Source organism: Dellaglioa sp. CoH-56-MRSF-14, assembly GCF_056782115.1.
In genome coordinates this window covers 74,262-99,960 of the sequence record NZ_JBXAYB010000001.1, presented here as the reverse complement: position 1 = coordinate 99,960, position 25,699 = coordinate 74,262, and the positions used below count along the sequence as shown (strand labels likewise).

Genomic DNA, 25,699 nt, shown 5'->3' with positions numbered 1-25,699 from the left:
AAATGAAAGAAATAGTTGTAAGCGCAAAAGATGTTAAAAAAGTCTACGGTAAGAATAAAGAGAAGAAAACGGAAGCCTTAAAAGGGATTAATTTTTCTGTCGAACAGGGTGAATTTATTGGTATCATGGGGGCATCAGGATCAGGTAAATCAACATTACTTAACTTATTATCAACACTAGACCAGCCGACTTCAGGACAAATTGAGATTAATAATCAGGATATCTCAATGATGCGTGGCGATAAACTATCAGATTTTAGAGCACAACAAATTGGCTTTATTTTCCAAAGTTTTAACCTGCTAGATAACTTAACGGCAGCTGAAAATATAACATTGCCACTATCATTACAGAATGCGTCTATTTCTAAATATCAAGAACGTATTGATAAATTAACGAAAACACTGGGGATAGATAGTGTTCTTGGACAATTTCCAACTGAATTATCTGGTGGCCAAAAGCAACGAGTTGCAGCAGCTCGTGCTTTAGTCCATAATCCTGCAATCTTATTAGCAGATGAACCAACAGGTGCTTTGGATTCTAAAAGTGCAAAGTCACTCCTATCAACGATGGAAAGTTTAAATAAAAATGATCAAGTATCAATTTTGATGGTGACTCATGACGCTGTTAGTGCGAGTTACTGTCAACGAATTCTCTTTATTAAAGATGGTAAGATTGGTCGAGAATTGATTCAAGGAACGAATACGCGAACAGAGTTTTATCAAGAAATTTTAAATGAACTAGCTAAGAGTGAACAATAATTTTAAGAAGGGAGGAAACAATATGTTATTAAAATTATCCTTAACTGGAATTAAGAGTCGCTTTAAAGATTATCTAATCTTGTTATCAGGACTCATTATGGCTTCAGCAATCTTTTACATGTTTGAAGCATTAGCAACTAATCAAGAATTTATTAAACAAAATGCGACGATAAAATTTGCAGCAATGATTTTCCAAGTAGGTTCTGTACTACTTGCAATTATTACACTGTTTTATATTATCTATGCGAATACATTTTTAATGAGCATGCGTCAAAGAGATTATGGGATGTTCATGATGCTAGGCGCTAAAAAGCGTAAGATTGGGCGCTTAATTTTCACTGAAACTTTAATTATTGGCTTAATTGCAACAGCTGTTGGTATTTTAGTTGGTATTGGACTGACATATGGCGTTAGCCAATTTTTAGTAGATAAAATGGATCTTGCACCGCATTCTTTTCAAGCTTTTTATTTCCCAGCAATCCTAATAACAATGCTTTTCTTCGTTATTCTTTTCATGATTGCTGCTATATTTAATCGACAAAGCTTGTTAAGAACGCCTATCTTAAAATTATTAAATGAAGCAGAACAACCACAAGGTAAAAAGCTAAAATCTTATAATATCTTAATTCAAAGTATCTTAGGATTAGGTTTAATTGCAAGTGGCTATTATTTATTAAGTCATTTAGCACTGTTTCAAATGGCTGGATTTATTGGGTCAGTCGTAACAATTTTGATTGGGACATTTTTAATTTTCAATTCATTATTTAGTGGATTGGTTCAATTATTAAAACGTAATAAGGGATTTTCTGAAAAGCAATTAAATACCTTTTTATTAGGGCAACTTAGCTTTCGATTAGGTTCATTAAATCGGGTTCTAACAATGGTTGCGATGTTATTTGCACTAGCATTAGGCGCAATAACTGTTGGGATGGGATTCTCTGGTGTGGTTGATCAAACAGCTACTTCTACTTCCCCATATGATGTTGTTGTCCAAAATCCATCAACAAAAGAGAAAAAATTACTTAGTCAATTGACTGATAAAAAAGAGTCCATTTATGAAGCAAAAAAAGTTGGTTCTGTCCGTTATTTTAAAAAATCTGACTTTGTGAAATCACCATTGTACACGCTTGATTTCACGGAAACGGGAACGGCTACCGGTAAATTTATTAAAGTTGACCCTGCCAAAATGACAGCTAAAAATGAGGATAATCTATGGGGAAATGCTGTTAGAACTACATTGGAATCCCCTGATATGTTAAATCCAGTACTTGTCTCTGACGCATCATTTTCAGCTGTTTCGGCGAAGACACAACGTATCCATACTGTTAGGTTAGCATCATTTAAAGATAATAAAGAAATCTTAAAAGCATTGAGCGAAGAAATACCTAAAAATCAGTTAGATAATTCATCTTATTTTATGAATAAGTATGTCGTATATCAGTTGGCTAACGGCATTTATGGCGGATTAGAATTCATTGGATTCTTCTTAGGCGTTGCGATGTTGGCAATGTTAGCAAGTGTTCTTATGTTTAAAATATTGTCTAGTGCGGCAACGGATAAAAAACGATATGATTTATTGAACCAATTAGGCGCTAAGCAACGACTAATGAAAAAATCAATTAGGCGCGAAATTGGCATCTTATTCTTCTTACCTGGAATTGTCGGTGTAATCCACGTTTTATTCGGACTACAAATGTTCAAGGAATTAATTCCAGATCCATATTCACATATAACGATTCCATTTATTATTTTTGCAGTTCTCTATTTGGGATATTATTGGGTAACAGTTACCTTATATAAAGGGATGGTATTAAAAAAATAAAAAAGAGGTGAATATTCAGTTTTTAAAACTGAGTATTCACCTCTCTTTATTTAGATGGGTTGTTCGCCAAAATTACCATAATAGCTAACTTCAATTGTATCGTGATGAACGATTAATTTAGTGACGCTACCATTTTTAGGACTAGATGATATATCAATATTAGGTGCGTATCGTGAAACGATACTTCTAATTGCTGTCCCGTGACCAACTAATAGAACGTTGTCATTATTATTTTGGTTAGTGCGTAAAAAATCAAAAGCATGATCATAGCGATTCCAAAATTCTTGGTCATTTTCAGCTAAATTAAAAGGGTCAGCACTTTTTATGAAATCACGTGAGTCTTCGATGGAATATTTTTCAAGAATATCATTGAAGGTTTGACAATTAAAAGGTGTACCAACTGTTTGCATAACAGCTGCAGTATCTTGGCCTTCAAATGAGCCATAATATTCTTCTCTAAAAAGTGCTGTTTCAATTGGTGTTAACTGTGCATTTTCTTCAACATTCGTTTCACTTAAAATATGGCTTAGTGTTTTTTTTGTACGCATTGTGTCACTTCGATAAATGGCATTAAATGATTTATCGCGTAAAAGTTTTCCTGAATGGGTGGCATCGTTGATTCCCTTATCTGTAAGTGGAGAGTCACACCAGCCTTGCATTCTCTGGAAAGAGTTAAAAAAAGTTTGGCCATGACGAACCATATAAACGGTAAATGACATATGAAATCCTTTCATAAATAAATATTTAATTTGTAAATAAAAAAGGTACTTAGAGCTGTCTGGTTTTTGATGAATAGTCTCACTTAATGCATTAATTTTAGAAAAAGAAAAGACTTTTATTTTATTTAATCCAATGTATACTAAATAAACGGAGAATTAAAATATGAGATTATTTATGACTACTAGTAAGATGATACCGAATGAGATATTAATTACAAGTCTAAATCTAATTGTTTTAACTGCATAAATTGTATTAACTATTCAAGAAGGAGTGTTTATTATTTTGATTACGTTGGCTGGTATTATTGGTTCAGGAAAATCTAGTATGACAAAAATTTTATCTGAAGAACTTGGGGTAGAGGCTTTTTACGAACCTGTTACAGATAACCCGGTATTACCTTTATTTTACAAAGGTAACGAAATCGCTGCAAAAAAACGTGAAGCAGGGGATAAGGAAGCAACAAATCCCTACGCTTACTTATTACAAACTTTCTTTTTGAATCGTCGTTTCAGAATGATTAAAGCAGCAATGCAAGAAGATAATAATGTTCTTGATCGTTCAATTTATGAAGATGCTATTTTTATGAAGATGAATACAGAAATGGGTAATGCCACAACTGTTGAATATAACATCTATCAAGATTTATTAGAAAATATGCTTGAAGAGTTACCTTATGCTGCACATAAAAAATCACCCGATTTGATGGTTATGATTAAAGTTTCTTATGAAACAATGGTTAATCGTATTCAAAAACGTGGCCGTGATTATGAACAAATTGAAACTGACCACTCATTGGTTGAATACTATAAAACATTACTTCGCTATTATGAAGATTGGGAAAAAGAATATGACGTTTCTGAATTTTTAGTTATTGATGGCGATAAATACGATTTTGTTGAAAATGAAGCTGATCGTAATATTGTTTTAAATATTATTGAAGATAAATTACAAGAATTAGGTAATTTATCTGAAAAAGAAGTTATCGATTACAAGACACAACGTAAATCAATTTAAACTAAAAGGAGTAACCAATTTTAAAAATTGGTTACTCCTTTTTTATTTAGATTTTATCATCATCGTGATGATTGAAATATTCAACTTTAACTGAATTGTCATCAACGATTAACTTAGTTACACTACCGTTTTTAGGGCTCATTGTAATATCAATTTCGGGTGCAAAATGAGAAACGATACTTCTGATTGTTGTCCCATGACTGACAACTAAAACGTTATCGCCATCTTTAGCATCTTTACGCAATAAATCAAAACCTTTATTACGACGTGCCCAAAAATCGGCATCGTCTTCAGCATCATGGAAAGGATCGATTTCTTTGAAGAAGTCACGTGCCTCTTCAATTGAAAATTTTTGCAAAATCTCAGTGAAATTAGCAGCGCCATGTGGCTTACCAACAACAAACCAAGCTTGAGAAGAATCGGCACCTTCATAGTAACCATAGCCTTGCTCTCTAAGAAACTCAGATGTTGTAACAATTAAATCTGAAGAGTTTTCATTTTCAGATAAAATGTAGTTAGCTGTACGATTTGCGCGGGTTGTATCACTACTGTATGCATTAGCAAACTGAATTTGTGATAATTTTTTTCCAGTAGTGTGGCCGTCGTTAATGCCTTTTTCTGTAAGTGGTGAATCGGACCAACCTTGCATCCGATTATATTTATTGAAAATGGTTTGACCATGGCGAACGAGATAGACTGTAAATGGCATGAGAACCTCCTGAAGTTTATGTGATAGCCCCATTATACGCTAAAGAAAACGATTATTCTAAAAAGCTTATCCTAGAATTTAGCATCAAGTTTTTTTCTAAGTAAAAATTTCGTAAGTTGTACTAACCCAGCTAAGACCACTGGAAGTAATGCTATCCCGGCAATTGAAAGGAAAATAATAGAAAAATGATCCTTAACAAATGGAATTGCGCCGAAGTAGTAACCGACGCCACTTCCAATGGCTACCCAAAGTGAGACGCCAATTAAGTTGAAAATACTAAAATGTCTGTAATTCATTTGAATAGTACCAGAAATAAGTGGCACAAAAGTTCTAATTAATGGGATAAAGCGTCCAAATACGACTGTTTTTGCACCATGTTTTTTGAAAAAACTTTTGGCGATTTCCATCTTTTCAGGGGGGATTCTTTTTTTAAAGAAAGGTAATTTATTTAAATGTCGACCAATTTCAAAATTCACGGCATCTCCAGAGAGTGCGGCAAAAAAGAATATTGGGACTAATACCCGAATATCAATGGTATCTGTTGAGTAGGCGGCAATGGAACTAGTGAAAAAGAGTAGCGACTCACCAGGTAGAAAAGGAAAAACAACAAGACCTGTTTCGGCAAAGATAAGTACAAAAAGAATTAAGTAACTCCAGTTACCTAAAGTCTGGAAAAGAGGTCCTAAATAATTTTCGAAATGGGTGAAGAAAAACCAAGCTTGTTCGAACATTGTCAGGCCCTCCAATCGTTTTAGTCTTACTCATTATATTAAACTGAAATTAAAAAAAAGGCTATTATTTTAACTGATATTTAGCTTTTATTAAGATTTGTCTCACTATAAGAGGTCACCAGTGTTAAACAGGTTTCGATACTGGTATACTAGATATATTAAATTTTTGGAGGTCAATATGACTAGACACACTTTAATTGCAGGAATGACAACTTTAATTGGTCTAATTATTGGGATTGTGATAAGTAAAATTGCTGTCGCAACATTAATTGGATTAGCTGTTGGAATCGTAGTTGACCAATTCCTACCAAATAAGAAATAAGTTCAATTAGTTGCCTATTTGAGTTGATTATAAAAAAATGATACACTATTAGGCCTAATAAAATCATGTAAAGTGGGGTATTGAGAAATGGCTGATGAAATTAAAATCGAAGAACAAGCACATCTTGATGATGTTATTGTTAAAATAAAAGATGCTGAAGTTAAACGTCAAAATGAAATAAAGTACGCTGAAAGTGAAGCACGATCGATTAATGGCGAATTTACAAGTGATGTTCATATCAATACGACAACATACACTGGAATGATTGATACAGCAATGTCTGTTCGTCAGCAACAACAGTTATTAGCTGAACGTGAAACGAGTTGGAAAAACGCAACTTCTCGTTTAGACATTTTAAAGAAATTAGAAAAGAAACCTTATTTTGCACGTTTAAACATTCAAGAAGGAACTAATAAAAAAGAAACAATCTATATTGGCTTGGGCTCTTTTGCTGATCGACCTGAACACTTTATGGTTTATGATTGGCGTGCACCCATATCGAGTGTTTATTACGATGGCGGACTAGGTGATGTCACTTACCAAACTCCTGATGGTGATCAAACAGTAGATGTTTCATTGAAACGTCAATTCGTAATTGAAGATGGCCAAATTGAAACGATATTTGATACTGATGAAGCTGTTGGTGATCAGATGTTATTAGACGTCTTGAATGATTCTGCTGATACAAAGATGAAGAGTATCGTAACGACGATTCAGAAGGAACAAAATCAAATTATTCGAGATGTAAAAGCTGAATTATTATTTGTTCAAGGTGCAGCTGGTTCGGGTAAAACCTCAGCTGTATTACAACGTGTGGCTTACTTGCTGTACCGTTACCGCGGTAATTTAACAGCTAGTCAAGTTGTTTTATTCTCACCTAATCAATTATTTAATGATTATATTGATCAAGTGTTGCCAGAACTTGGTGAACAAAATATGGTTCAAATGACTTATTTCCAATATGCATCAAGACGTTTACCAAATATGCAAGTTGAAACGTTACAAGAACGCTTTGAAGAAGACAATGCGCCTGCTAAAAAACGTATTCAAGTTCTGAAAAATAGTTTGGCATTCTTTAATGCCTCAACTGCTTATTCAGAACATTTGGAACAAGCAGACATGAAGTTCAGAGATATTAAATTCAATAATGAAGTCTTTATTTCAAAAGATAAAATAAAAGGTATCTACTATAAATATAATGAAAATTATCATTTACGGACAAGATTAGAAGCAACACGTGAATCATTAGTTAAATTATTGAATCGTCGAATTGAAGCTGAGGCTAAGTTAGAATGGGTTGAAAAAGCAATTCAAGATATGTCTAAAGAACAATTGAATGATTTGTATGGAGACCAAGACCGCGAATTTGCAAGCGGTGATAAAGAAATGCGTTTCTTAACGCGTACTTTAGTTATGCGCCAATTTACAAGTGTGCACAGAGCAATTGTGCGCAATCGATTCTTAAATATCAGTTCACAATATGTGAACTTTTTACACAATGTGCCTAAGTATCTTAATTTGAGTGACTATAATGTTACTGTAGAAGAATGGCAAGCAGATGTGGCTGAAGTTGTGTCACGTTTAAAAAATCGTCAAATATCGATGCATGACGTTACGCCATACTTATACTTATTTGATCGTATGACGGGTAAGCATGGTGAAACAGATGTCCGTTACGTCTTTATTGATGAAATTCAAGACTACACGGCATTTCAATTAGCTTTCTTGAAGGAAGGGTTCCCAAGAGCTAAGTTTACACTGCTTGGTGATTTAAACCAGGCTATTTTCACAAAAGAAAATAGTAAGAGTTTACTATCAGAATTGGGACATTTATTCCCAGCTGATAAAACCAAAGTCGTGCAATTGACGAAATCATATCGTTCAACACAACAAATCACAGATTTCACAAAAGAAGTGTTGATAAATGGTGAATCAGTGACGTCATTTAACCGACAAGGTGACTTACCCACAATGACTGTGGATAATAATTCTGATAAATTAGTTCACGATTTAGAAAAACAAGTACAACAAAATGTGGATGATCATCTAACAACGGCAATCATCGCTAAATCATTAGCTGAATGTACAGAATTGTATGAACAATTACAAGCCGAGGGCGTGCCAGTTACATTGATTAAAACGGAAAATCAACGTTTGGCCGATGGAACGATTATTGTGCCAGCTTTCCTAGCTAAAGGTTTGGAATTTGATGCGGTTGTTATGTGGGGCGCTTCAAAGATTAACTATCATGAAGAAGACGAGCGTCAATTAGTTTATACGATTTGTTCAAGAGCAATGCATCGACTAACTGTTTATGCTGAAAAAGAATTATCACCATTATTTGACCATGTTTCAAAAAGTTTATATAGTTTAAAATAAGCTATGGAAGAAATGACCTATTGCGGAAACTGATAGGTCATTTTTATTAGAGGATTGTTAAAATGGATAAACAAATGAATTATTATAAAATTCCAAGGGATGAATGGCGTGGCTTTTATAAAACGAAACAGATTGATTTGTCACAACAAAAATTGAATGAAATTCAATCTGTTAATGATAAGATATCAGTTCAAGATGTGCAGGAAATTTACATGCCATTGGTTCATTTATTAAATATGACATTGTTGGGTAAGCAAGATTTGCAATCAAAAAAAGCAGATTTTCTAGGAATTAAAGATCAAAAATGGCCTTTTGTGATTGGAATTACGGGTAGTGTTGCAGTGGGTAAAAGTACAACGGCACGTTTGTTGCAATTATTACTCACAGCGTTATACCCAACAAAAAAGGTTCAAGCAATTACAACGGATGGCTTTTTATATCCTAATGAAACACTAATTCACCAGAATATCTTGGACCGTAAAGGTTTTCCAGAAAGTTATGACATGGAAAAACTAATTCTATTTTTAAACGACGTGAAAAGTGGTCTGAAAACTGAAGCACCAGTATATTCACATGATAGTTATGATATTGTACCTGGAATGGTACAAACAATTAATCAACCAGATATTTTGATTGTTGAAGGGATTAATGTTTTACAATTACCAAGTAACCAACAATTGTATGTTAGTGATTTCTTTGATTATTCAATTTATGTTGATGCTGATGCTGACTTAATTGAAAAATGGTATTTGGAACGTTTTGGTGTTCTTTTGAACACCTCTTTTCAGAAACCTGGAAATTACTATTATGATTATGCGATTGGTAACCACGATGAAGCATTTAAGTTGGCACGTAATGTCTGGAAAACCGTGAATTTAAAGAACTTACAAGAGTTCATTTTACCAACCAGAAATCGTGCTGATCTTATTTTAGAGAAGACAGATGAGCATCGAATTAATACCGTTTATTTACGCAAATATTAGAAAATAGAGATATTTTCACAGATTTTCATGAAAATTAAATCAAACGATTGACCAAGTGGGTTTCAATCAGTAGAATAGACGTAATAAGAAACTAAAAAATATGAAGAGGTGACTATTTTTGGCCAACGTTAGCATGCAAGATTTCGACAAAATTATCGTTCTTGATTTTGGTAGTCAATATAATCAATTAATTACTCGTCGTGTACGTGAATTCGGAATTTATTCTGAATTGTTATCACACAAGATTAGTGCAGCCGAAATAAAAGAGATTGCCCCTAAAGGTATCATTTTTTCTGGTGGCCCAAATAGTGTTTATGATGAAGATGCACTCAGAGTAGATCCTGAAATCTTTGAATTAGGTATTCCTATCTTAGGTATCTGTTACGGTATGCAACTAATGGCATATACAATGCCAGGTGGTAAAGTTGAAAGTGCAGATAACAAAGAATATGGTAAGGCTGAAATTGAGGTTACTAATCCAGAAGGAACTTTATTCAAAGGATTACCAGCTGAACAAACAGTTTGGATGAGTCATGGTGACTTAGTAACAGAAGTTCCTGATGGTTTTACATCAGTTGCAACTTCTGTTAACTGTCCTATTTCTGCAATGCAAAATCTTGATAAGAAATTCTATGGCCTTCAATTCCATACTGAAGTTCGCAACACTGAATTTGGGGATGACATTTTACGTCGTTTCGCATTTGATGTTTGTGAAGCTGAAAGTAACTGGTCAATGGCTGATTTTATTGATTTACAAATTGCTAAAATCCGCGAAACTGTTGGTGATAAAAAAGTCCTTCTTGGTTTATCAGGTGGGGTTGATTCTTCAGTTGTTGGTGTTTTATTGCACAAAGCAATTGGTAACCAACTAACAAGTATTTTCGTTGATCATGGTTTACTTCGTAAAAATGAAGCTGATCAAGTTATGGAAATGCTTGGCGGTAAATTTGGCTTGAATATCATTAAAGTTGATGCTCAAGAACGTTTCTTAGGTAAATTAGAAGGAATTTCTGATCCTGAAACGAAACGTAAAACAATTGGTAATGAATTCATCCGTGTCTTTGATGATGAAGCTACTAAGTTAAAAGGAATTGACTTCTTGGCTCAAGGAACACTTTACACTGATGTGATTGAATCTGGGACAGATACTGCCCAAACAATTAAATCTCATCATAATGTTGGTGGCCTTCCTGATGATATGCAATTTAGCTTAATCGAACCATTGCGAACATTATTCAAAGATGAAGTTCGTGAACTTGGCGAAAAAATGGGTATGAGTGAAGAATTAGTATGGCGTCAACCATTCCCAGGCCCTGGTCTTGGAATTCGTGTTCTTGGTGAAATTACTGAAGAAAAATTAACAATCGTTAGAGATAGTGATTTAATTTTACGTGAAGAAATTAAAAATGCTGGTCTTGATCGTGAAATCTGGCAATACTTTACTGTCTTACCGGGCATTAGAAGTGTTGGTGTGATGGGCGATGGACGTACTTATGACTACACAGTTGGTATCCGTGGTGTTACTTCAATTGATGGTATGACTGCTGATTTTGCTAGAATCCCTTGGGATGTCTTACAAAAAATCTCAGTCCGTATTGTAAACGAAGTCGCACATGTTAACCGCATCGTGTATGATATTACGAGCAAGCCGCCTTCAACAATCGAATGGGAATAGCGATGTAGGCCAATTTGAGCTAGAAAGAGTGATACAGAGGCATTTTGGATTTGCTCAAGGCAGCTCAAACTCCGCCAACTCCGCCAAAAAAATATGGTGCTCCGCCGAAACTCCGCCTAATTATGGTGGACAATCAATCGAAAACTCATTTAAGACTGCTAGAACTTACTTGGTTCTGGTGGCCTTTTTTAGTCTGGCGGAAAAATGAACTTGCGAGAATACACAGTAGAGTGCTTGGTATTTATGGGCTTAGGATATATAATTAAATAAGTTATTAATACTGTGGGGGGAAAGGCATTGGAGTCAGAAAATTTTGAATTACTGGAAAACACAGATATTACAACTTTCTTGATTGACCGACCGTGGATAACTTACCGAACAAATGCAGATCTTGACGCTCTGGGATCCAGATTTGGTTCTCCAAATCCAGAAGGTTCAAACAGATTACGCCGAATGAGTTCGATAATCAGTGCAACTCATGCAAATGATCGAACGGCTTCTTTATTATCGTTTCTATTTTCACCAGCACAGTTGCGACCGGTGATTAATGAGTATCTTTCTGGAAGTCAGTTTTCGCAACTGAAGGAAATTGATAACTTTATTCTGGAAGGCCTTACTGGTGATGAATCTAAGGACATCCTGATTGTAGCAGACGCAATTAAGCAGCGCGTAATCAGAGAGATAAACGCCATTCTTCTCTACAGCAACTTAAAACTCGTATCTAGTGGTAATTCGTGGGAAATTATCGCAGCAGATGAGAATGTAAAAGTCCTCGTGCCGATCAAGAGGATCAATTCAGGATACATTTCAGAGTTGTTGGCGCAGGGACAAGATGACTTGCAGGATAATGATTTTGACAGCGTAGTTACAAAGGCTAGAACACTTATCGAAGAGGTGTTTCTTCAAATATTGTCCGATAACGACGTAAAGTGTAAGCGTAATGGCGATATTGGTCAATATCGTAATTTGGTGGTTAAAACATTGGGAATGAGACCTTCTCGGGAGTGGAATCCACGTATTACGAAAATGATTAGTCACTTAAATGGAATCACCGATTTAATCGCAGAAATGCGCAATAAAGATGGCGATGCACATGCTAGCAATGAACGAGTAAAAATTCAGGCAGCAGAGGCGGAACTACTACTCAATACGTCTGTTAGTCTGGCTACCTACTATCTCAGAGTCAATGACAGACATGTACAGAGATAAAATAATAAATTGGAGTAATGAACGTGAAAAAGCAAACAAACAGTAACCTTCATGTATCACGTGCTGGAAAAACAGATGAGTTTTATACTAATATTTCAATGATTGAAAACGAGCTACGCCATTATCGTGAGTATTTCAAGGATAAGGTTGTGTTTTGTAATTGTGATGATCCAGCCATCAGTAATTTCTGGAAATACTTTCAGATTAACTTTTACATGTTAGGCCTAAAAAAACTAATATCTACGCACTATGAATCCGACAAACCCAGTTATAAATTGGAAATAATTAGACAAGATGACAAGATTGGACAACTTGCATTTTTACCGGATTACGTTGAAACACCACTAACTGGAGATGGCGATTTTCGAAGTCCGGAAGCAATTCAGTTACTTAAAGAAGCCGATATTGTCGTAACCAATCCCCCTTTCAGTCTATTTACTGATTACATCGCACAGTTAAGAGCTTTTCACAAAACATTCCTAGTGATTGGTAATCTCAACGCAATTACCTATAAAGAGGTACTGCCTTTAATTATGGCCAACGAAATTTGGCTAGGGTACAATTCTGGACACTTTTGGTTTAAGGTACCTGAAAGCTATGAGGCGAAGAAAACGGATTTCAAGATTGATGAAAATGGACAAAAATGGCGGAGAATGGGAAACATTTGCTGGTATACCAACTTAGATACGACACAACGTCACGAAAAGCTGACAATCTTCAAGAACTATTCTCCAGAGATATATCCAAAATATGATAACTATGATGCCATTGAGGTATCCCGTGTTGCGGATATTCCTTGTGACTACTTTGGTGTCATTGGTGTGCCAATTACTTACATGACGCGGTACAATCCAGATCAGTTTGAAATTGTTGATGTAAAAAGTTCAGGGCTTTTGTTGACTAAAAAAGATGGCACCGTTAAATCAATGTACAAGAGAGTGTTAATTCGCAACAAGGGAGGCCAAACGCATGCAAATTGAGAAAAAGGATATTCCAGTAAGCCAAATCGTAAACGGATATGTAGATTCCGATGAAGATGGTGTATATGGATATGACGGAAAATTAAATATTCGTCCGGCCTTTCAGCGTGAATTCGTCTACAAACCTAAGCAACGTGATGAAGTTATTAATACCGTCCGCAAGGGGTTCCCACTGAATGTTATGTATTGGGTTGTTGCAGAAGATGGACACTATGAAATTTTAGATGGACAGCAGCGAACAATCTCAATATGTCAATTTGTACAGGGTGATTACTCCATCAATTTCCAGTACTTTCACACGCTCACACAGGAAGAACAGCAGCAAATATTGGACTATCCTCTGACGGTTTATATTTGTACTGGTACAGATCGAGAAAAATTGGATTGGTTCAAAGTGATCAATACTGTTGGGGAACAGCTTACTGCACAAGAACTTAGAAATGCAATCTATACGGGGCCATGGTTGACAGATGCCAAGAAGTACTTTTCGAAATCACAGTGTCCCGCATATCAGATTGGCGGCGACTATTTAAATGGTTCTGCTATTCGACAAGACTTTTTGGAAACCACACTCAAGTGGATCTCGTCGAAACAGGATATTGAGCTTGAGGAGTACATGGCGCAGCACCAGCACGATGAAACGGCAATCGAACTGTGGCTATACTTTCAAAACGTAATTAATTGGACAACCTCTATTTTTCCTAACTATCGTAAGCTGATGAAGGGGATTGAATGGGGGTTTCTATACGATACTTATCATGAGAATACGTATAATCCGGCTACGCTCGAAGCTAGAGTTAGCGAGCTGATAGAGGACGAGGATGTTACCAAGCAGAAGGGGATATTTGAGTACGTGCTTGGCGGGCCAGAGCGCGTATTATCAATTCGGGCATTTAAGCCTAAGGACAAGCGAGCAGCATACGCAAAACAGAATGGAATCTGTCCGGTATGCGGCAAGCATTTTGAGTACGACGAGATGGAGGGCGATCATATTACTCCTTGGTCTCAAGGTGGGCATACAGTACTCTCCAATTTGCAAATGCTGTGCAAAGACGACAATCGAAAAAAATCCGGAGTATAATGCCAAGGAGCTAATATGGTACGAATAGATATGAGCACTGTAGCCGCGAGGGAAAAAGCATTCGGCGAATATGGAGATACGGTCTGGTTTATCTACAGGGTGTTTTCAGAAAGACTCAAGCGGCGTATGAAGGAGCAGGGCGTATCCAAATATCAAACTGCTGGGTTCAAGAATGCAAAAGAGTATAATGAGGCTCCAAGTTACCAACACGAAGTAAGTTATTCGATGGTTGACTCCATAACCGCACCTATTCCCCGATTGGATACGCGTCAGAATCCTTATCTAGTGCCTTCTTCCAAGTACTATCTACGATTTGTAGATACCTTGAATTTTAAGGATGTGTATGAGTGCATTTGGGGGTCTAATTATGAAATTAGAAACTATCTGCCTAATGTATTTGAGTCAGTGTGTAATGAAGCGCAATTCCAAAATAACCGACTAGGTAGCCTTATTAATGATATAAAGCAGACACAGCCTCTTAGGATTCCGAACAATACGATTCAACAAATATATGAAGGAATAAAAAGCGACTTGCTGAATGAGTGGGACAAATTCACAAGAGTTCGGAATCAAGAAACGAAAATAGCGACAGTAATTGACTTCGAAAGTAGTGCTGATAACGAAAGCATTGCCGCAGGAATCCCACTAATAGATAAGATTGATTCTGGCGGTGTCTCGAGAGAAGGGTTAGGTGAGGTTCTCGAACTTAAGCAACTTGGTGAACCATTAAAAAGATTTGTTGATTATCGGGTAACACCGCTGATAATGAATCGGTTTCTCCAACAAATATCAAAATAGTCACTTAGGGCGAAGTTTTAAAAACTTCGCCTTTTTTGATACACATCTTTTCCGATACGTCAATACCCGGTTTTTCGGGTGTCAAGACATTGGCGAAGCCTGATATATATATTGGGCGTAATTGAAGATAAGATGTAGTCAATCAAAGGCCTTTGATAAAAGTTAGTCTATTAAAACTGTGTTGGATGTTTATCCAGAAAAGGAGAAATGCATGAAACTAGCCAAGGTCAAACTTTCAGAAGTTGAAATTAGCAACGTTGAGAAGCCAAAAGCAGCTCGCGTGGTATCGGTATCAAAAAGTCCGCGCTACGCAGATAACGGTGATCCAATCAACGGATCGGTCGCAAAGGTAGTATGCCACATAGTAGATGCTGAACTTGCCAAAACATTGGAGAAATCTGGCGACGGGGTAGAGGACTTAAAGACGTATGCACTGGAACTTGTTGGGGATGAGAAGGATCTGCTGGAAATTTCTGAGGCAGAACTTTTGGGCACAGAGATTGAATTGAAAGACGCCAAGGTAATGCTTAAGTGGAGCGCGGGGCGTACTAGTGGCTGGCGTGACGTGAAGCTTGTTATGAATATTAGCGATGGGAAGTAGGCGTAGGTATGAGTGAAAAAAAGAAGCTATCTGTTTGGGCGTACTTGAATGAAGCTCAATATTGTCTCACGAACCGTGACGCATTCGATGTTAAAAGAATTGAGTCTTTGATTGCAGCTGCGTACAGAATTTTTACCGGCCAGCAAGTAGGAGACTTTGAAGAGGAGTTCTTGAATGATAAAAAACGCAAGGGAAACAATTAGCAGATTTTTGCCAGTCTCTACGCATACTGCGAAGCTGAGCATCTATGAATCCATTGATGAGGTTGATCAACGCAAGCAGGTACGGTCAAGATTATTGTTTAAGGTCTGGGCATGTGTTACAGTGCTAATCATTCTCTGGAGCTGCGCTAAGTGGACGTGGGCTAAAATAATTGGCCAAAAATCGGAATTAGATCTATGGCCAATTATCCTGATGCTTGGACTACTTGGAGTAGTTGTGTCTCTTGCTGGGGCTTGGAGATATCTCCACAGTAGATATTCGCCAGTTGAACGTTGGAAGATGGAACGTTTGCTTTGGCAATTTTCGGAAAACGTTAATTTGATTAAGCAAGGCGTGACTGGCCATGTCGCATACGTAAGATGGGGATATGTGGTCTCGAATGATGAAGTTAAGATCACGCTACTAACGGGTGGCCGTGTCAGCTCGGATTTCGAAGCGGATATTGGACGCCGCCTGGTTGCATTCCTCACCAAGGAGACGACAGCTTACTGGGAAATTCGTGATAAGAAGTCTGGAAACGGCATTATCGAAATTAACCTAACTCACAATAAGGATGAGCGAATTACAATCAACCGTTTGGACGCGTTGCAGACAAGCGAAAAGATCAATATTCAATTGACTGGCAGAATGTCGCTAACATCTAAACAGCCGATGGGGTTGATAGTCGGTCCAACAGGAACGGGGAAAACTAGTTTGCTAAAGGGCCTGATTATATCCTTCTTGGTAAATAATCCCGATAATGTCGTGTATACGATCGATGGTAAGGCAGCGTTCTTGGGTCAGTCGATGAAGCGTATTGGTAAGGTTGCCATGAATACGGAAGAGGCAATTCAGCTCGTTGACGAATTGTGCAAAATCATGGATCAGCGATACAAGGAGCTAAATGCAGATCCCGATGATGAGCGGGATATTACGCATTGCGAAAAATTTCATCAGGGTACGATTCTCCTTGTTGTCGATGAGCTACTGTCGCTGGTTGCAAACATGAAGGCTGAGGATCAGCAGAGGAAAACAGCCGACAAACTATATCCCCAATTCAACGCCAAACTGTTGTCCTTGATTACAAAGGGACGGCAGAGTTCTATCTCGGTTATTGTAGCGGGGCAAATGATGCCTGCGTCTGCGCTCCCAACAGAGGCCAGGAGTTCGCTAGGGATGCGGATCAGCTTAGGTAGAACGTCGCCTCAGCAAGCTCAGGAGGTGTTTGGAGAGAGTCACCATGATTTACCGTTAATTGATGCAAAAGAATTTGGTGGTGTCATTTGGCTGGATGGTTTGAATTGGGATGGGCCAAAAGCATTTTTACCGCCAAAATATGATGAAGATAAACTGCCGTTTAAAGCAACACTTACAATGCTTGCTGGTAGGCGTGGCGGTGGCGGAACGCCACAAGCTGCGACTGCCAGCGAGGACTTGCCTGTTACTTGACATACAGGCAAGATAAGCTGAAAAAATGAGCAAGAATAGCGGTGAGTATGAGTACAACGCCAAAGTTATTACATTTGAAGATCATATCGAAATTGTGAAATATGGCGTGCCAAGGGTTCACAAATCTCCAAAATTATTGAAAAATCCAGAGTCGAATATGCCTATAAATGTGTCATATAGTGATGAAACCCAACTCGTGCAGCAGGCATTTAGGATTAAGAGAAAGGTGAAATACTATCTAGAGGCAAATTCGTTCAATTTGTTTTGGACGCTTACGTTTGATGACTCGAAGGTGAATGCAAAGAACTATGAGTATGCACGAAGGCGGCTGCGTGCTTGGTTGAAGTATCAGCGCGAAAAGTTCGGTAGGTTTGACTACCTATTTATTCCTGAACTTCATCCTTCATCGGGTAGAATTCATTTTCATGGCGTTACTGGCGGACTTGCCCCACCTTTAACGCCTGCACGTTACCCCAAGAGTCAGCGGCTAATTAAGAAAAAGGGATTGCAGATATACAATGCAGATAGCTGGGAAAAGGGTTTTAGTACGGTAAGCCATATTGCCGACAAGCGTAAGGCAGCTAACTATATTACCAAATATATAACTAAAGAACTTCTACAAATACCGCACGCATATCATCAACCACGGTACTTTGTGAGCCATGGACTAAAGCAGCCGACTGTGGATTACTGGGATCTAGATGAAAGTTATTTCGCAATTTTTAGACCGAATTTTGTTGTTGGGCACTTGGACAGCCCAGATAGTGCGCTGGAAACAGATGTAGCAATTTACCAGATTGATATTACGAGCGATGGCAAGTTAGCGCAGGACAACGATATAAAGACCGTCTGGAAACTAAAAAATACGGTCGATTTTGGGAATGGAGGAGGCCCTTGAATGGAAAACAACACGGTTACGAAGAAAGACCTGATATCGCTTGGTTATCGTGAGAATACTGCTGCTGAATTAATTAGACAAGCAAAGCGGAGCATGGTACAACAAGGATATGAGTTTTATACCAATCGGCGCCTAGGTCGGGTACCGGTTGCAGCGGTTGAGGCAATTATTGGAGCATCCATTCGAAAGGATGCAGACGATGCCAAAGACTAAGTTCGCTGGTGTATACAGTGGCCAAAATGGCCGCTACTACTATGATATACAGTTGGGGGTGGATGAAAGTACCGGAAAAAGAATCCGGAAAAAGAGTCAAAAAGACGCGGATGGCCAGTTGTTCAAGTCAGCGACTGCTGCGCACAGGGAAGTTGTACGACTGAAAGCAGAATTTGATCGCGAGAGCGGCCATACCGTCTATGCGTTAACCTATGGCGTGTACATGCGAAAATCGTATATTCCTGCATACCAAGCTAGCGTACAAAAAGAAACGTTTGAAACGCGTAAGACTTCATTAAACGTCTTCGTACAAAAATTTGGAGATATAGAATTACGAAAGCTAGATGTTAGGCAGGTTCAGGGCTTTAGGAACTGGCTGCTTACAGATGCTGGTTACTCACAGAGCTATGCAAGTTTGGTCTTTGGTATGTTTCGTAAATCGCTGGATTTTGCGGTTGAGATGAATTACTTACCTAGTAATGTGTCAAAGCGTGTTAAGGCGATACCTAAGGGACGTGCTACGGTGCCGTATTGGACTAAGAGTGAGTTTCAAGCTGTACTAAACCAGATTTGTACTAGCGACTACTACGAACACCTGAACTTTGTCATGCTGTATGTTTACTTTATGACGGGTGTTCGTGTTAATGAGGGGATGGCGCTACAATGGGCGGACGTGGACTTCACGCATGCACAATTACGCGTTACTCACATGCTGGTAATCAAGACCAAACAAAATTGGGAACGGCATGACTACACTAAAACTGATAGCGGTTTGAGAACTATCTCCATAGATCGGGATACTTTGAAGGTGCTCCGTGTTTGGAAAAAACGTCAAACTCAGAATGGTTTTGGTAAGCAGGATGATTTTGTCTTTAGCTATGACGGAAGCCCGATGCTGAAATCAACGCTCATGCGGATAATCCATCGGTACGCCAAGTTGGCCAATGTTCACCCGATACAAGGGAAAGGACTTCGGCATAGTCATGCTAGTTACTTGATTAATGAGTTCAATGTATCAGTGCTTGTTCTGTCTAAACGGCTGGGGCACTCATCCCCGGAAATTACGTTAAGGCACTATGCGCACATGTATGTTGGTGCAGATAAGGAACTAGCACAGATGATGTCAGGTCATATAACCTATGCAGCACCAAAGGAATCTAAGGTGAAGTTTAATGGTAATCAGACTGTTGCTCCGCCGCAGCTCCGCCAATGAATAATAAACTGGCATAAATGCCGTTGTAACAACGATTGTAATCGACCGTTATAATTGAATGGGAATAAGCTTAAAAATGATAATCCTTTAGTATAAGGATTATTTTTTTTGCATGAAAGTAATCACAATCGTTTAAATAATTTTGAATCCTTGATTTAATGATGGATAATGATAAGCTAACAGTAAGATTGATATAAAAGGAGATTAACTATGATTTGGTTATGGATACATTTGATTACTTGGGTTGTGATAGCGGTTCTAGTGGCGCTCACAATTTTTACAAATACTAATACAAAAATTTATCAAATGATTACGAGACTGGGATATTTGATTTCAATTGCTAGTGGTATTATGTTGCTAGGGTACGCATGGCAAGGAAATCCAATTTTAACGGCCATTAAATTAGTTGTTGCCTTAATATTTATTGGACTAACTGAAATGACCTTTGCACGAAAAAATAAAAAGCAATTAAATAAAAGTATCATCTACGCGGTAGGCATCTGTTGCCTATGTGTGGGTGTTTTAGGATTAATGCTCGCAGGTGGAAGACCTTTTATTTAGACAATAAAATACTACATAATATTTAGGCGAAAATCTAAGTATTATGCGGTGTTTTTATTTTAAACAATTTAAATAAAATGCATTTAATCGATATAATTCTATTTGCTGAGCACTCTAACTTGACTGTGACGTAACAAGATAGTATATATTTATGTATATTGTAAATGTATAAAAAATACTTAATGGGGGTTAATTATTATGAAATCAGTTGTTGTAAAAAAATCAGGTGGCCCAGAAGTACTGGAAATTGTCGAACGCTCAATTCCAAATCCAACTCAAAATAAAACAGTTATAAAGATTCATGCTTTTCCAGTACACCGTTATGAGGTGCTAACTAGAGAAGGTGGATCACCTTCAGTTAAATTTCCGAGAGTAATAGGTGTTGAAGCTGTTGGTGAGGTCTATGAGCCTTCACAGGAAAGTAACTTAGAAAAAGGACAAAAGGTCGTAATTTTTATGGGTGGCCTTGGGCGTGAATTTGATGGTAGTTATCAAGAATATGCTTTAGTTCCTGATAATATCATTTATCCTGTAACATTCAATGGAACTTGGATAGAGTTAGCCAGTTATCCTGAAACTTTCTATACTGCTTTTGGGGCTTTAAAAGCAACACGATTTAAGGAAGGTCAATCTTTATTAATTCGTGGTGGAACTACTGGAGTTGGAATGGCTGCGTTATTGTTAGGAAAGGGATTTGGACTTTCTGTATCTAGTACAACAAGGCAAAACAACCGTAAAGAGTTGCTATATACTTTAGGAGCTAATGAAGTCATATTAGATCAAGATAATCATATTGAAACAAGTAACAAATTTGATGTGATAATTGACGTGGTAGGTACTACAACTGTAGAGGATTCCTTAGCACATCTTAAAACAGGAGGGTTTTACACGTTAGTTGGTCAATTGAGTGGGGAATGGTTATGGAAAGACTTTGACCCGTTCATCAACTTGGCGAATAAGTACGCGACAGTTTTTGATTCATCTAATGTTGATAGTTCTATGGTTAATGAGTTGTTTAATATTATTAATGAAAAACAGTTTCACTTTCCGATTTCTAAAGTTTTTAAACTAGATGATATTCAAGACGCTCATCGCTATTTGATGGAAAAAGACCGTCCAATCGGACAGGTTATTGTTACTAACGACTAGAGTGTCAGATTGAATTATTTAACTAATCTAAAAAAGTAGTTTCTAAGTTTCCAATATTTGGGTTCACTTCACATCTTTAGGTAACTTGTCTTCGGTATTAAACCGGAGGAAGGTTGCCTAATTTTTTTTCTTGTCTATTCAATCTTTTCATTCAAAATGGCAAACTCAAGCCAGCCGTATTTTGAGGAACCAGTTTTAATAAGGGTGTCGCCAGAATTAAGCTGCCATAAATAGTCTGCGGTTTTTAACTTATTTTTTTGACAGAATGATTTTAGTTTAGTTAATCCTTGATGGATACCAGCTTCATTGTTTTCCACTAAAATACATGCGTAATTACCTGCATGTTTTTCCATGATTGGGATAAAAACGTCATGATCATCTGTAAGTTTTTCTTTGATAACTCTAAAAGACGCTTCAGCGTAACCGATTGGATTATCAACAGCCAATGTTGTAAAAAATCCAGATTGTGTTGTATCCATAACAGCTAATGCGTCTAATTGTTTATAGAATTCTGAAAATAATTGAGCGACTTCTTCCTCAGTACAACCTACGGATTGACGAGAACACCAAAAAATTGTTTTCATTCGGTTTTCTATCTTGGGCTGATATAGGGTAGTGTCCTTAGTAACAGATTGTTCTTCAATTTTTTTGTTGATAACATTTTTAATTTTAACTAATTCGTCAATCTTTTTATCAATTTTACCTTGAGCATTCAGTAATTGAGGTGTTGGTACGCCTTTTGAATGGATTTTAATTTCCTTGATATCAGCTACTGAAATATCTAAACTACGTAAACCAAGTATAAATAGCAAATCGTATAATTGGTCATAATCATAATAACGATAACCAGATTCGTTTTTTTGGGCAGGTTTAAAAATATTTTCTTGGTCATAAAAGATTAATGTACGGCGAGTTGTGTTAGCTAATTTGGCCATCTCACTTATTTTTAACATATAAGGCTCCTTTATTGTCTGTAACGTAACGGTACAGTGTATGATTAAGTATAACATGAAAAAATTCAGACTTAAAAGAAAGGTGGTTTGATCAATGAAACAGGAATCTCTTTTCTCTAATCAACCTCAAAATTCACCATTAGCCAGTCGAGTTCGACCACGAAAATTAGAAGAATTTGTTGGTCAACAGAATCTACTTGGCCCTAACAAAATATTACGAGAAATTATTGAAAGTGATCAAGTTCCTTCAATGATTTTTTGGGGTCCACCTGGTGTTGGTAAAACAACTTTAGCCGAAATTATAGCAAGTAAAACTGAATCTAATTTTTTAAGCTTTAGTGCAGTTGATAGTAGTATTAGTAAGATAAAAAAAATTATGAAACAAGCGGAGTTAGATTGTGAAATTGGTCAAAAAACCATTGTTTTCGTCGATGAAATACATCGCTTTAATAAAGCACAACAAGATGCATTTTTGCCTTATGTTGAAAGAGGTAGTATTACTTTAATCGGTGCTACAACTGAAAATCCGTCTTTTGAAGTGAATTCAGCGTTATTATCCCGGTGTAAAGTATTTGTACTGCATGCGCTTAAACAGGCAGATATTGTTGTATTAATCGAAAACGCGCTCAGCAACCCGGACGGATTTGAAGAACAAACAATCCACATTAGTTCTGATGAAATTCAAGCGATTGCTAATTTTGCAGATGGTGATGCCAGAATGGCATTAAATACCTTGGAAATGGCAGTTCTGAATGGTGAAAAAGCTGATAATATCGTTACGGTGACGATGGATAATTTAAGCCAATTGATTAATAAAAGATTTGTCCGTTATGATAAAAATGGGGAAGAACACTATAATATAATTTCAGCTTTGCACAAATCGATGCGTAATAGTGATGTCGATGCTGCTATTTATTGGCTGTCCCGAATGCTAGAAGGCGGAGAAGACCCGATATATATAGCACGGCGACTTGTTCGATTTGCAAGTGAAGATATCGGGTTAGCAGATACGAATGCACTCAATGTGACAATTAATGTTTTTCAGGCATGCCAATTCATTGGTATGCCTGAATGTGATGTTCACTTAGTGGAAGCAGTAACCTACTTGTCTCTGGCACCTAAATCAAATGCCGTTTATAAGGCAAGATTAGCTGCAGCTAAAGATGTTAAAACCACGGCCAATGATCCCGTACCATTACAAATACGTAATGCGCCTACCAAATTAATGAAAGATCTAGGGTACGGTAAAGGGTACGAATTAGCTCATTATGCCAAAGATAAGTTAACGACTATGAGTACCATGCCACCTTCCGTAGCAGGACATCGATATTATAAACCAACCAGCGAAGGTAAGGAACGACGTTTTAAAGAGCGTTTAGCCCAAATAAAAGCATGGCACCAAATAAATGGATAGAATAAATAGAAAGTATTTTTGAGATGAGAATACTTCAGACGTAGACAAAGTACTGAGTAATCAGTACTTTGTTTTTTTATATAGGTTGAATGTATTACTTAAGCGTCTTACAACGAAAGTGGATACGAGAAAAACGATTAGTAAAGAGGAGGCATACTAATGGCTAACAATGGGATACCTAGCATAAACGAAGTCGGCATGTTACCAAATTTATTTTTAGTGATTAAATTTCAAGATGGCGTGACTAAGTATGTACGGAGTGAGATAAATAAAAGTGAGATGGAAAGTTTCAAATCGGGAGCAAAGAATAAACTTGGATTTTTAAAATTGACGCCAAAAAATTATTGGATTGGGAATGACATTGTCATTAAAGTGGATAATCATTTTAAAGTGAACGATAAGATCTATGATGGTAATGATATTTATAGGAACGGCAAAGATTCTTATTAATTAAGAGATTCTTTTAAAATATAATCGTTTATTAATTGTATCTACAAAATTAATAAAGGGCCATCTAGATAGTTGCTTCTCTAAAAGTGCTTATCCAGATGGTTCTTTTATTTAGCTATTCATATAGTTCAGATAAATTGGAAAAAGGTGCTATAATAAAATGTCTTTAGTAGTATTTAAACGATTTGTAGAGTAATCTAACTCATTAATTTTAAAAAAACGAGGGAATTAAAATGGTAGAACAAGTCAGAAAAAAGAAAGTTGAATTACCTGAATTATTTTATGATTTAGTCTTTGCATACGCAATTTCACAAGCTACGGATTTACTTCATCATTTTCAAGTAAGCACATCAAGTATGATTAGTGCATTTATTATCTTTTCAGTGGTAATGGTCGTTTTTATTAACACATGGATGATTAAGAGTGTTTTTATTAATCGATATAGAAAAAACTCGATGACTGATATTATTCTTTTTATGATTGATATGGCAATTTTACTTTATATGTCCAATGCTTTTGAGGGGGATATCCATAATTGGTTCCAACCATTTGCAATTGCAACAGGGCTATTATCCACAGTATTAGTTGTTCAATATGGCACGGTATACCTGACAGCTGCTAAAAAGGATGATAAAAAAATTGCTAAACTAATGATGTTGATTGTTGCAACAAGAACATTACTCGTATTTATTGGCTCCTTTTTGCCACTAAACATAGGCATTGCGGTATTCTTGCTGGGTATTGCAGTGAGTTGGATATTACCAGCTCTTGGTGGTTCAGTTTTGAAACTCCACCCACTTAATTTTCCACATATATTAGAGCGTCTAACACTATTAACAATTATTACATTTGGAGAAAGTATTCTCGGTATTGCCTCGTATTTCACCGTTAAAACATTTAATTTTTATTCAATTTTAATATTCATGATTATCGGTGCACTTTTTATGACCTATATTACTCAAATGGATCATTATATTGATGAAAATCGTTCGGGTGAAACAGGTATTCGATTAATTTATATTCATTACTTTGTCTTGTTTGGCTTAAGTTTAGTCACTATTTCGTTAGGTTTTATTAGTGAAATCGAAATACCTAAAAACTTTTCAGTACTATGTCTATATTTAGGTATATCGTTATTTTATTTAGGGTTATTCTTAACCAGTCCGTATAATAAAAAATACTTACGATTGGGTAATGTGGTCATTGGATTCTTTACAACGACAACTATAGTGGGTGTAATATTAAGCTTAATATTTAACAATTTTCCAGAAATTGTGAGTATAACGGTATTAGTGACCATTGCGAACTCTGCAATGTATGTACACTATATGATTAAACGAACGAAACAGAATCAAAGTTATGACATTAAAAACTGAAAACTAGCTGATAAACCTAATTTGGGTTTATCAGCTAGTT

26 protein-coding genes are annotated in these 25,699 nt (G+C 36.7%); 22 read left to right on the top strand and 4 right to left on the bottom strand.

Translation table 11 applies throughout. The features are described 5' to 3' along the window. Positions 1-2 precede the first annotated feature (2 nt). Complete coding sequence (locus tag AC1RPX_RS00445) at positions 3-758, top strand: ABC transporter ATP-binding protein (protein WP_481760919.1); 756 nt, start codon at positions 3-5, stop codon at positions 756-758. Positions 759-780: 22 nt separating this feature from the next. Then, complete coding sequence (locus AC1RPX_RS00440) at positions 781-2,580, top strand: ABC transporter permease (protein ID WP_481760918.1); 1,800 nt, start codon at positions 781-783, stop codon at positions 2,578-2,580. A gap of 50 nt (positions 2,581-2,630) precedes the next feature. Here AC1RPX_RS00440 and AC1RPX_RS00435 read toward each other — a convergent pair whose 3' ends face one another. Beyond that, positions 2,631-3,299: a histidine phosphatase family protein gene (locus AC1RPX_RS00435; RefSeq protein ID WP_481762398.1), complete on the bottom strand. Its 669-nt coding sequence runs from the start codon at positions 3,297-3,299 to the stop codon at positions 2,631-2,633. A gap of 283 nt (positions 3,300-3,582) precedes the next feature. Here AC1RPX_RS00435 and AC1RPX_RS00430 point away from each other — a divergent pair, with 283 nt between their 5' ends. Next, positions 3,583-4,314, top strand: a complete 732-nt coding sequence (locus tag AC1RPX_RS00430; protein ID WP_481760916.1) for a deoxynucleoside kinase — start codon at positions 3,583-3,585, stop codon at positions 4,312-4,314. A gap of 46 nt (positions 4,315-4,360) precedes the next feature. On the opposite strand, the gene AC1RPX_RS00425 is transcribed toward AC1RPX_RS00430, so the two are convergent. Both AC1RPX_RS00425 and AC1RPX_RS00420 read right to left on the bottom strand, forming a co-directional pair. Then, on the bottom strand, positions 4,361-5,023 hold the full coding sequence (locus AC1RPX_RS00425) for a histidine phosphatase family protein (RefSeq protein ID WP_481760915.1): 663 nt from the start codon (positions 5,021-5,023) through the stop codon (positions 4,361-4,363). A gap of 71 nt (positions 5,024-5,094) precedes the next feature. After that, complete coding sequence (locus tag AC1RPX_RS00420) at positions 5,095-5,754, bottom strand: VTT domain-containing protein (RefSeq protein ID WP_481760914.1); 660 nt, start codon at positions 5,752-5,754, stop codon at positions 5,095-5,097. 178 nt (positions 5,755-5,932) lie between these two features. Between AC1RPX_RS00420 and AC1RPX_RS00415 the strand changes: the two genes are divergently transcribed. The 16 genes from AC1RPX_RS00415 to AC1RPX_RS00340 all read left to right on the top strand — a co-directional run bounded on the left by AC1RPX_RS00415 (position 5,933) and on the right by AC1RPX_RS00340 (position 21,466). Beyond that, positions 5,933-6,076, top strand: coding sequence for a hypothetical protein (locus tag AC1RPX_RS00415; protein ID WP_481760913.1), 144 nt, complete (start codon positions 5,933-5,935; stop codon positions 6,074-6,076). Positions 6,077-6,163: 87 nt separating this feature from the next. Then, positions 6,164-8,455 (top strand): RNA polymerase recycling motor HelD, encoded by a 2,292-nt coding sequence (gene helD / locus AC1RPX_RS00410; protein WP_481760912.1) that lies wholly within the window; start codon positions 6,164-6,166, stop codon positions 8,453-8,455. Positions 8,456-8,517: 62 nt separating this feature from the next. Beyond that, positions 8,518-9,438: a type I pantothenate kinase gene (gene coaA, locus AC1RPX_RS00405; protein WP_481760911.1), complete on the top strand. Its 921-nt coding sequence runs from the start codon at positions 8,518-8,520 to the stop codon at positions 9,436-9,438. Between the two features lie 133 nt (positions 9,439-9,571). After that, the gene (gene guaA, locus AC1RPX_RS00400) at positions 9,572-11,113 is read left to right on the top strand and encodes a glutamine-hydrolyzing GMP synthase (RefSeq protein WP_481761138.1); all 1,542 of its coding nucleotides are present in this window, start codon (positions 9,572-9,574) and stop codon (positions 11,111-11,113) included. Between the two features lie 297 nt (positions 11,114-11,410). Beyond that, positions 11,411-12,322: an abortive infection family protein gene (locus AC1RPX_RS00395; RefSeq protein ID WP_481760910.1), complete on the top strand. Its 912-nt coding sequence runs from the start codon at positions 11,411-11,413 to the stop codon at positions 12,320-12,322. A gap of 17 nt (positions 12,323-12,339) precedes the next feature. After that, entirely contained in the window at positions 12,340-13,302 is a 963-nt protein-coding gene (locus tag AC1RPX_RS00390) for an adenine-specific methyltransferase EcoRI family protein (protein WP_481760909.1), read from the top strand. After that, on the top strand, positions 13,292-14,383 hold the full coding sequence (locus AC1RPX_RS00385; protein ID WP_003588255.1) for a GmrSD restriction endonuclease domain-containing protein: 1,092 nt from the start codon (positions 13,292-13,294) through the stop codon (positions 14,381-14,383). Before AC1RPX_RS00390 ends, AC1RPX_RS00385 begins: the two co-directional genes overlap by 11 nt. Positions 14,384-14,398: 15 nt before the next feature. Beyond that, positions 14,399-15,181 carry a hypothetical protein gene (locus tag AC1RPX_RS00380; protein WP_481760908.1) on the top strand — a complete coding sequence of 261 codons (783 nt, stop codon included), beginning with the start codon at positions 14,399-14,401 and terminating at the stop codon, positions 15,179-15,181. Positions 15,182-15,392: 211 nt separating this feature from the next. After that, entirely contained in the window at positions 15,393-15,782 is a 390-nt protein-coding gene (locus tag AC1RPX_RS00375; protein ID WP_481760907.1) for a hypothetical protein, read from the top strand. A gap of 8 nt (positions 15,783-15,790) precedes the next feature. Then, positions 15,791-15,985 (top strand): hypothetical protein, encoded by a 195-nt coding sequence (locus AC1RPX_RS00370; protein WP_481760906.1) that lies wholly within the window; start codon positions 15,791-15,793, stop codon positions 15,983-15,985. Further along, the gene (locus AC1RPX_RS00365; RefSeq protein WP_481760905.1) at positions 15,957-17,432 is read left to right on the top strand and encodes an FtsK/SpoIIIE domain-containing protein; all 1,476 of its coding nucleotides are present in this window, start codon (positions 15,957-15,959) and stop codon (positions 17,430-17,432) included. The genes AC1RPX_RS00370 and AC1RPX_RS00365 overlap by 29 nt, the downstream gene beginning before the upstream one ends. A gap of 25 nt (positions 17,433-17,457) precedes the next feature. Continuing rightward, the gene (locus AC1RPX_RS00360; RefSeq protein ID WP_481760904.1) at positions 17,458-18,330 is read left to right on the top strand and encodes a rolling circle replication-associated protein; all 873 of its coding nucleotides are present in this window, start codon (positions 17,458-17,460) and stop codon (positions 18,328-18,330) included. Continuing rightward, positions 18,331-18,543, top strand: coding sequence for a DUF3173 domain-containing protein (locus AC1RPX_RS00355; protein ID WP_003599276.1), 213 nt, complete (start codon positions 18,331-18,333; stop codon positions 18,541-18,543). After that, positions 18,530-19,756 carry a tyrosine-type recombinase/integrase gene (locus tag AC1RPX_RS00350; protein ID WP_481760903.1) on the top strand — a complete coding sequence of 409 codons (1,227 nt, stop codon included), beginning with the start codon at positions 18,530-18,532 and terminating at the stop codon, positions 19,754-19,756. The genes AC1RPX_RS00355 and AC1RPX_RS00350 overlap by 14 nt, the downstream gene beginning before the upstream one ends. Before the next feature lie 210 nt (positions 19,757-19,966). Continuing rightward, entirely contained in the window at positions 19,967-20,317 is a 351-nt protein-coding gene (locus AC1RPX_RS00345) for a YisL family protein (RefSeq protein ID WP_409021639.1), read from the top strand. A gap of 198 nt (positions 20,318-20,515) precedes the next feature. Beyond that, the gene (locus tag AC1RPX_RS00340; RefSeq protein ID WP_481760902.1) at positions 20,516-21,466 is read left to right on the top strand and encodes a zinc-binding dehydrogenase; all 951 of its coding nucleotides are present in this window, start codon (positions 20,516-20,518) and stop codon (positions 21,464-21,466) included. A 134-nt stretch (positions 21,467-21,600) separates the two neighbouring features. Here the strand turns inward: AC1RPX_RS00340 and AC1RPX_RS00335 are convergent, their stop codons facing one another. Continuing rightward, complete coding sequence (locus AC1RPX_RS00335; protein ID WP_481760901.1) at positions 21,601-22,419, bottom strand: MerR family transcriptional regulator; 819 nt, start codon at positions 22,417-22,419, stop codon at positions 21,601-21,603. A gap of 94 nt (positions 22,420-22,513) precedes the next feature. Between AC1RPX_RS00335 and AC1RPX_RS00330 the strand changes: the two genes are divergently transcribed. From AC1RPX_RS00330 to AC1RPX_RS00320, 3 genes are all read left to right on the top strand, one after another. Next, complete coding sequence (locus AC1RPX_RS00330; protein ID WP_481760900.1) at positions 22,514-23,833, top strand: replication-associated recombination protein A; 1,320 nt, start codon at positions 22,514-22,516, stop codon at positions 23,831-23,833. Positions 23,834-23,992: 159 nt separating this feature from the next. Next, complete coding sequence (locus AC1RPX_RS00325) at positions 23,993-24,283, top strand: hypothetical protein (RefSeq protein ID WP_481760899.1); 291 nt, start codon at positions 23,993-23,995, stop codon at positions 24,281-24,283. A 233-nt stretch (positions 24,284-24,516) separates the two neighbouring features. Beyond that, positions 24,517-25,659 carry a low temperature requirement protein A gene (locus tag AC1RPX_RS00320; protein WP_481760898.1) on the top strand — a complete coding sequence of 381 codons (1,143 nt, stop codon included), beginning with the start codon at positions 24,517-24,519 and terminating at the stop codon, positions 25,657-25,659. Positions 25,660-25,699: the final 40 nt, after the last annotated feature.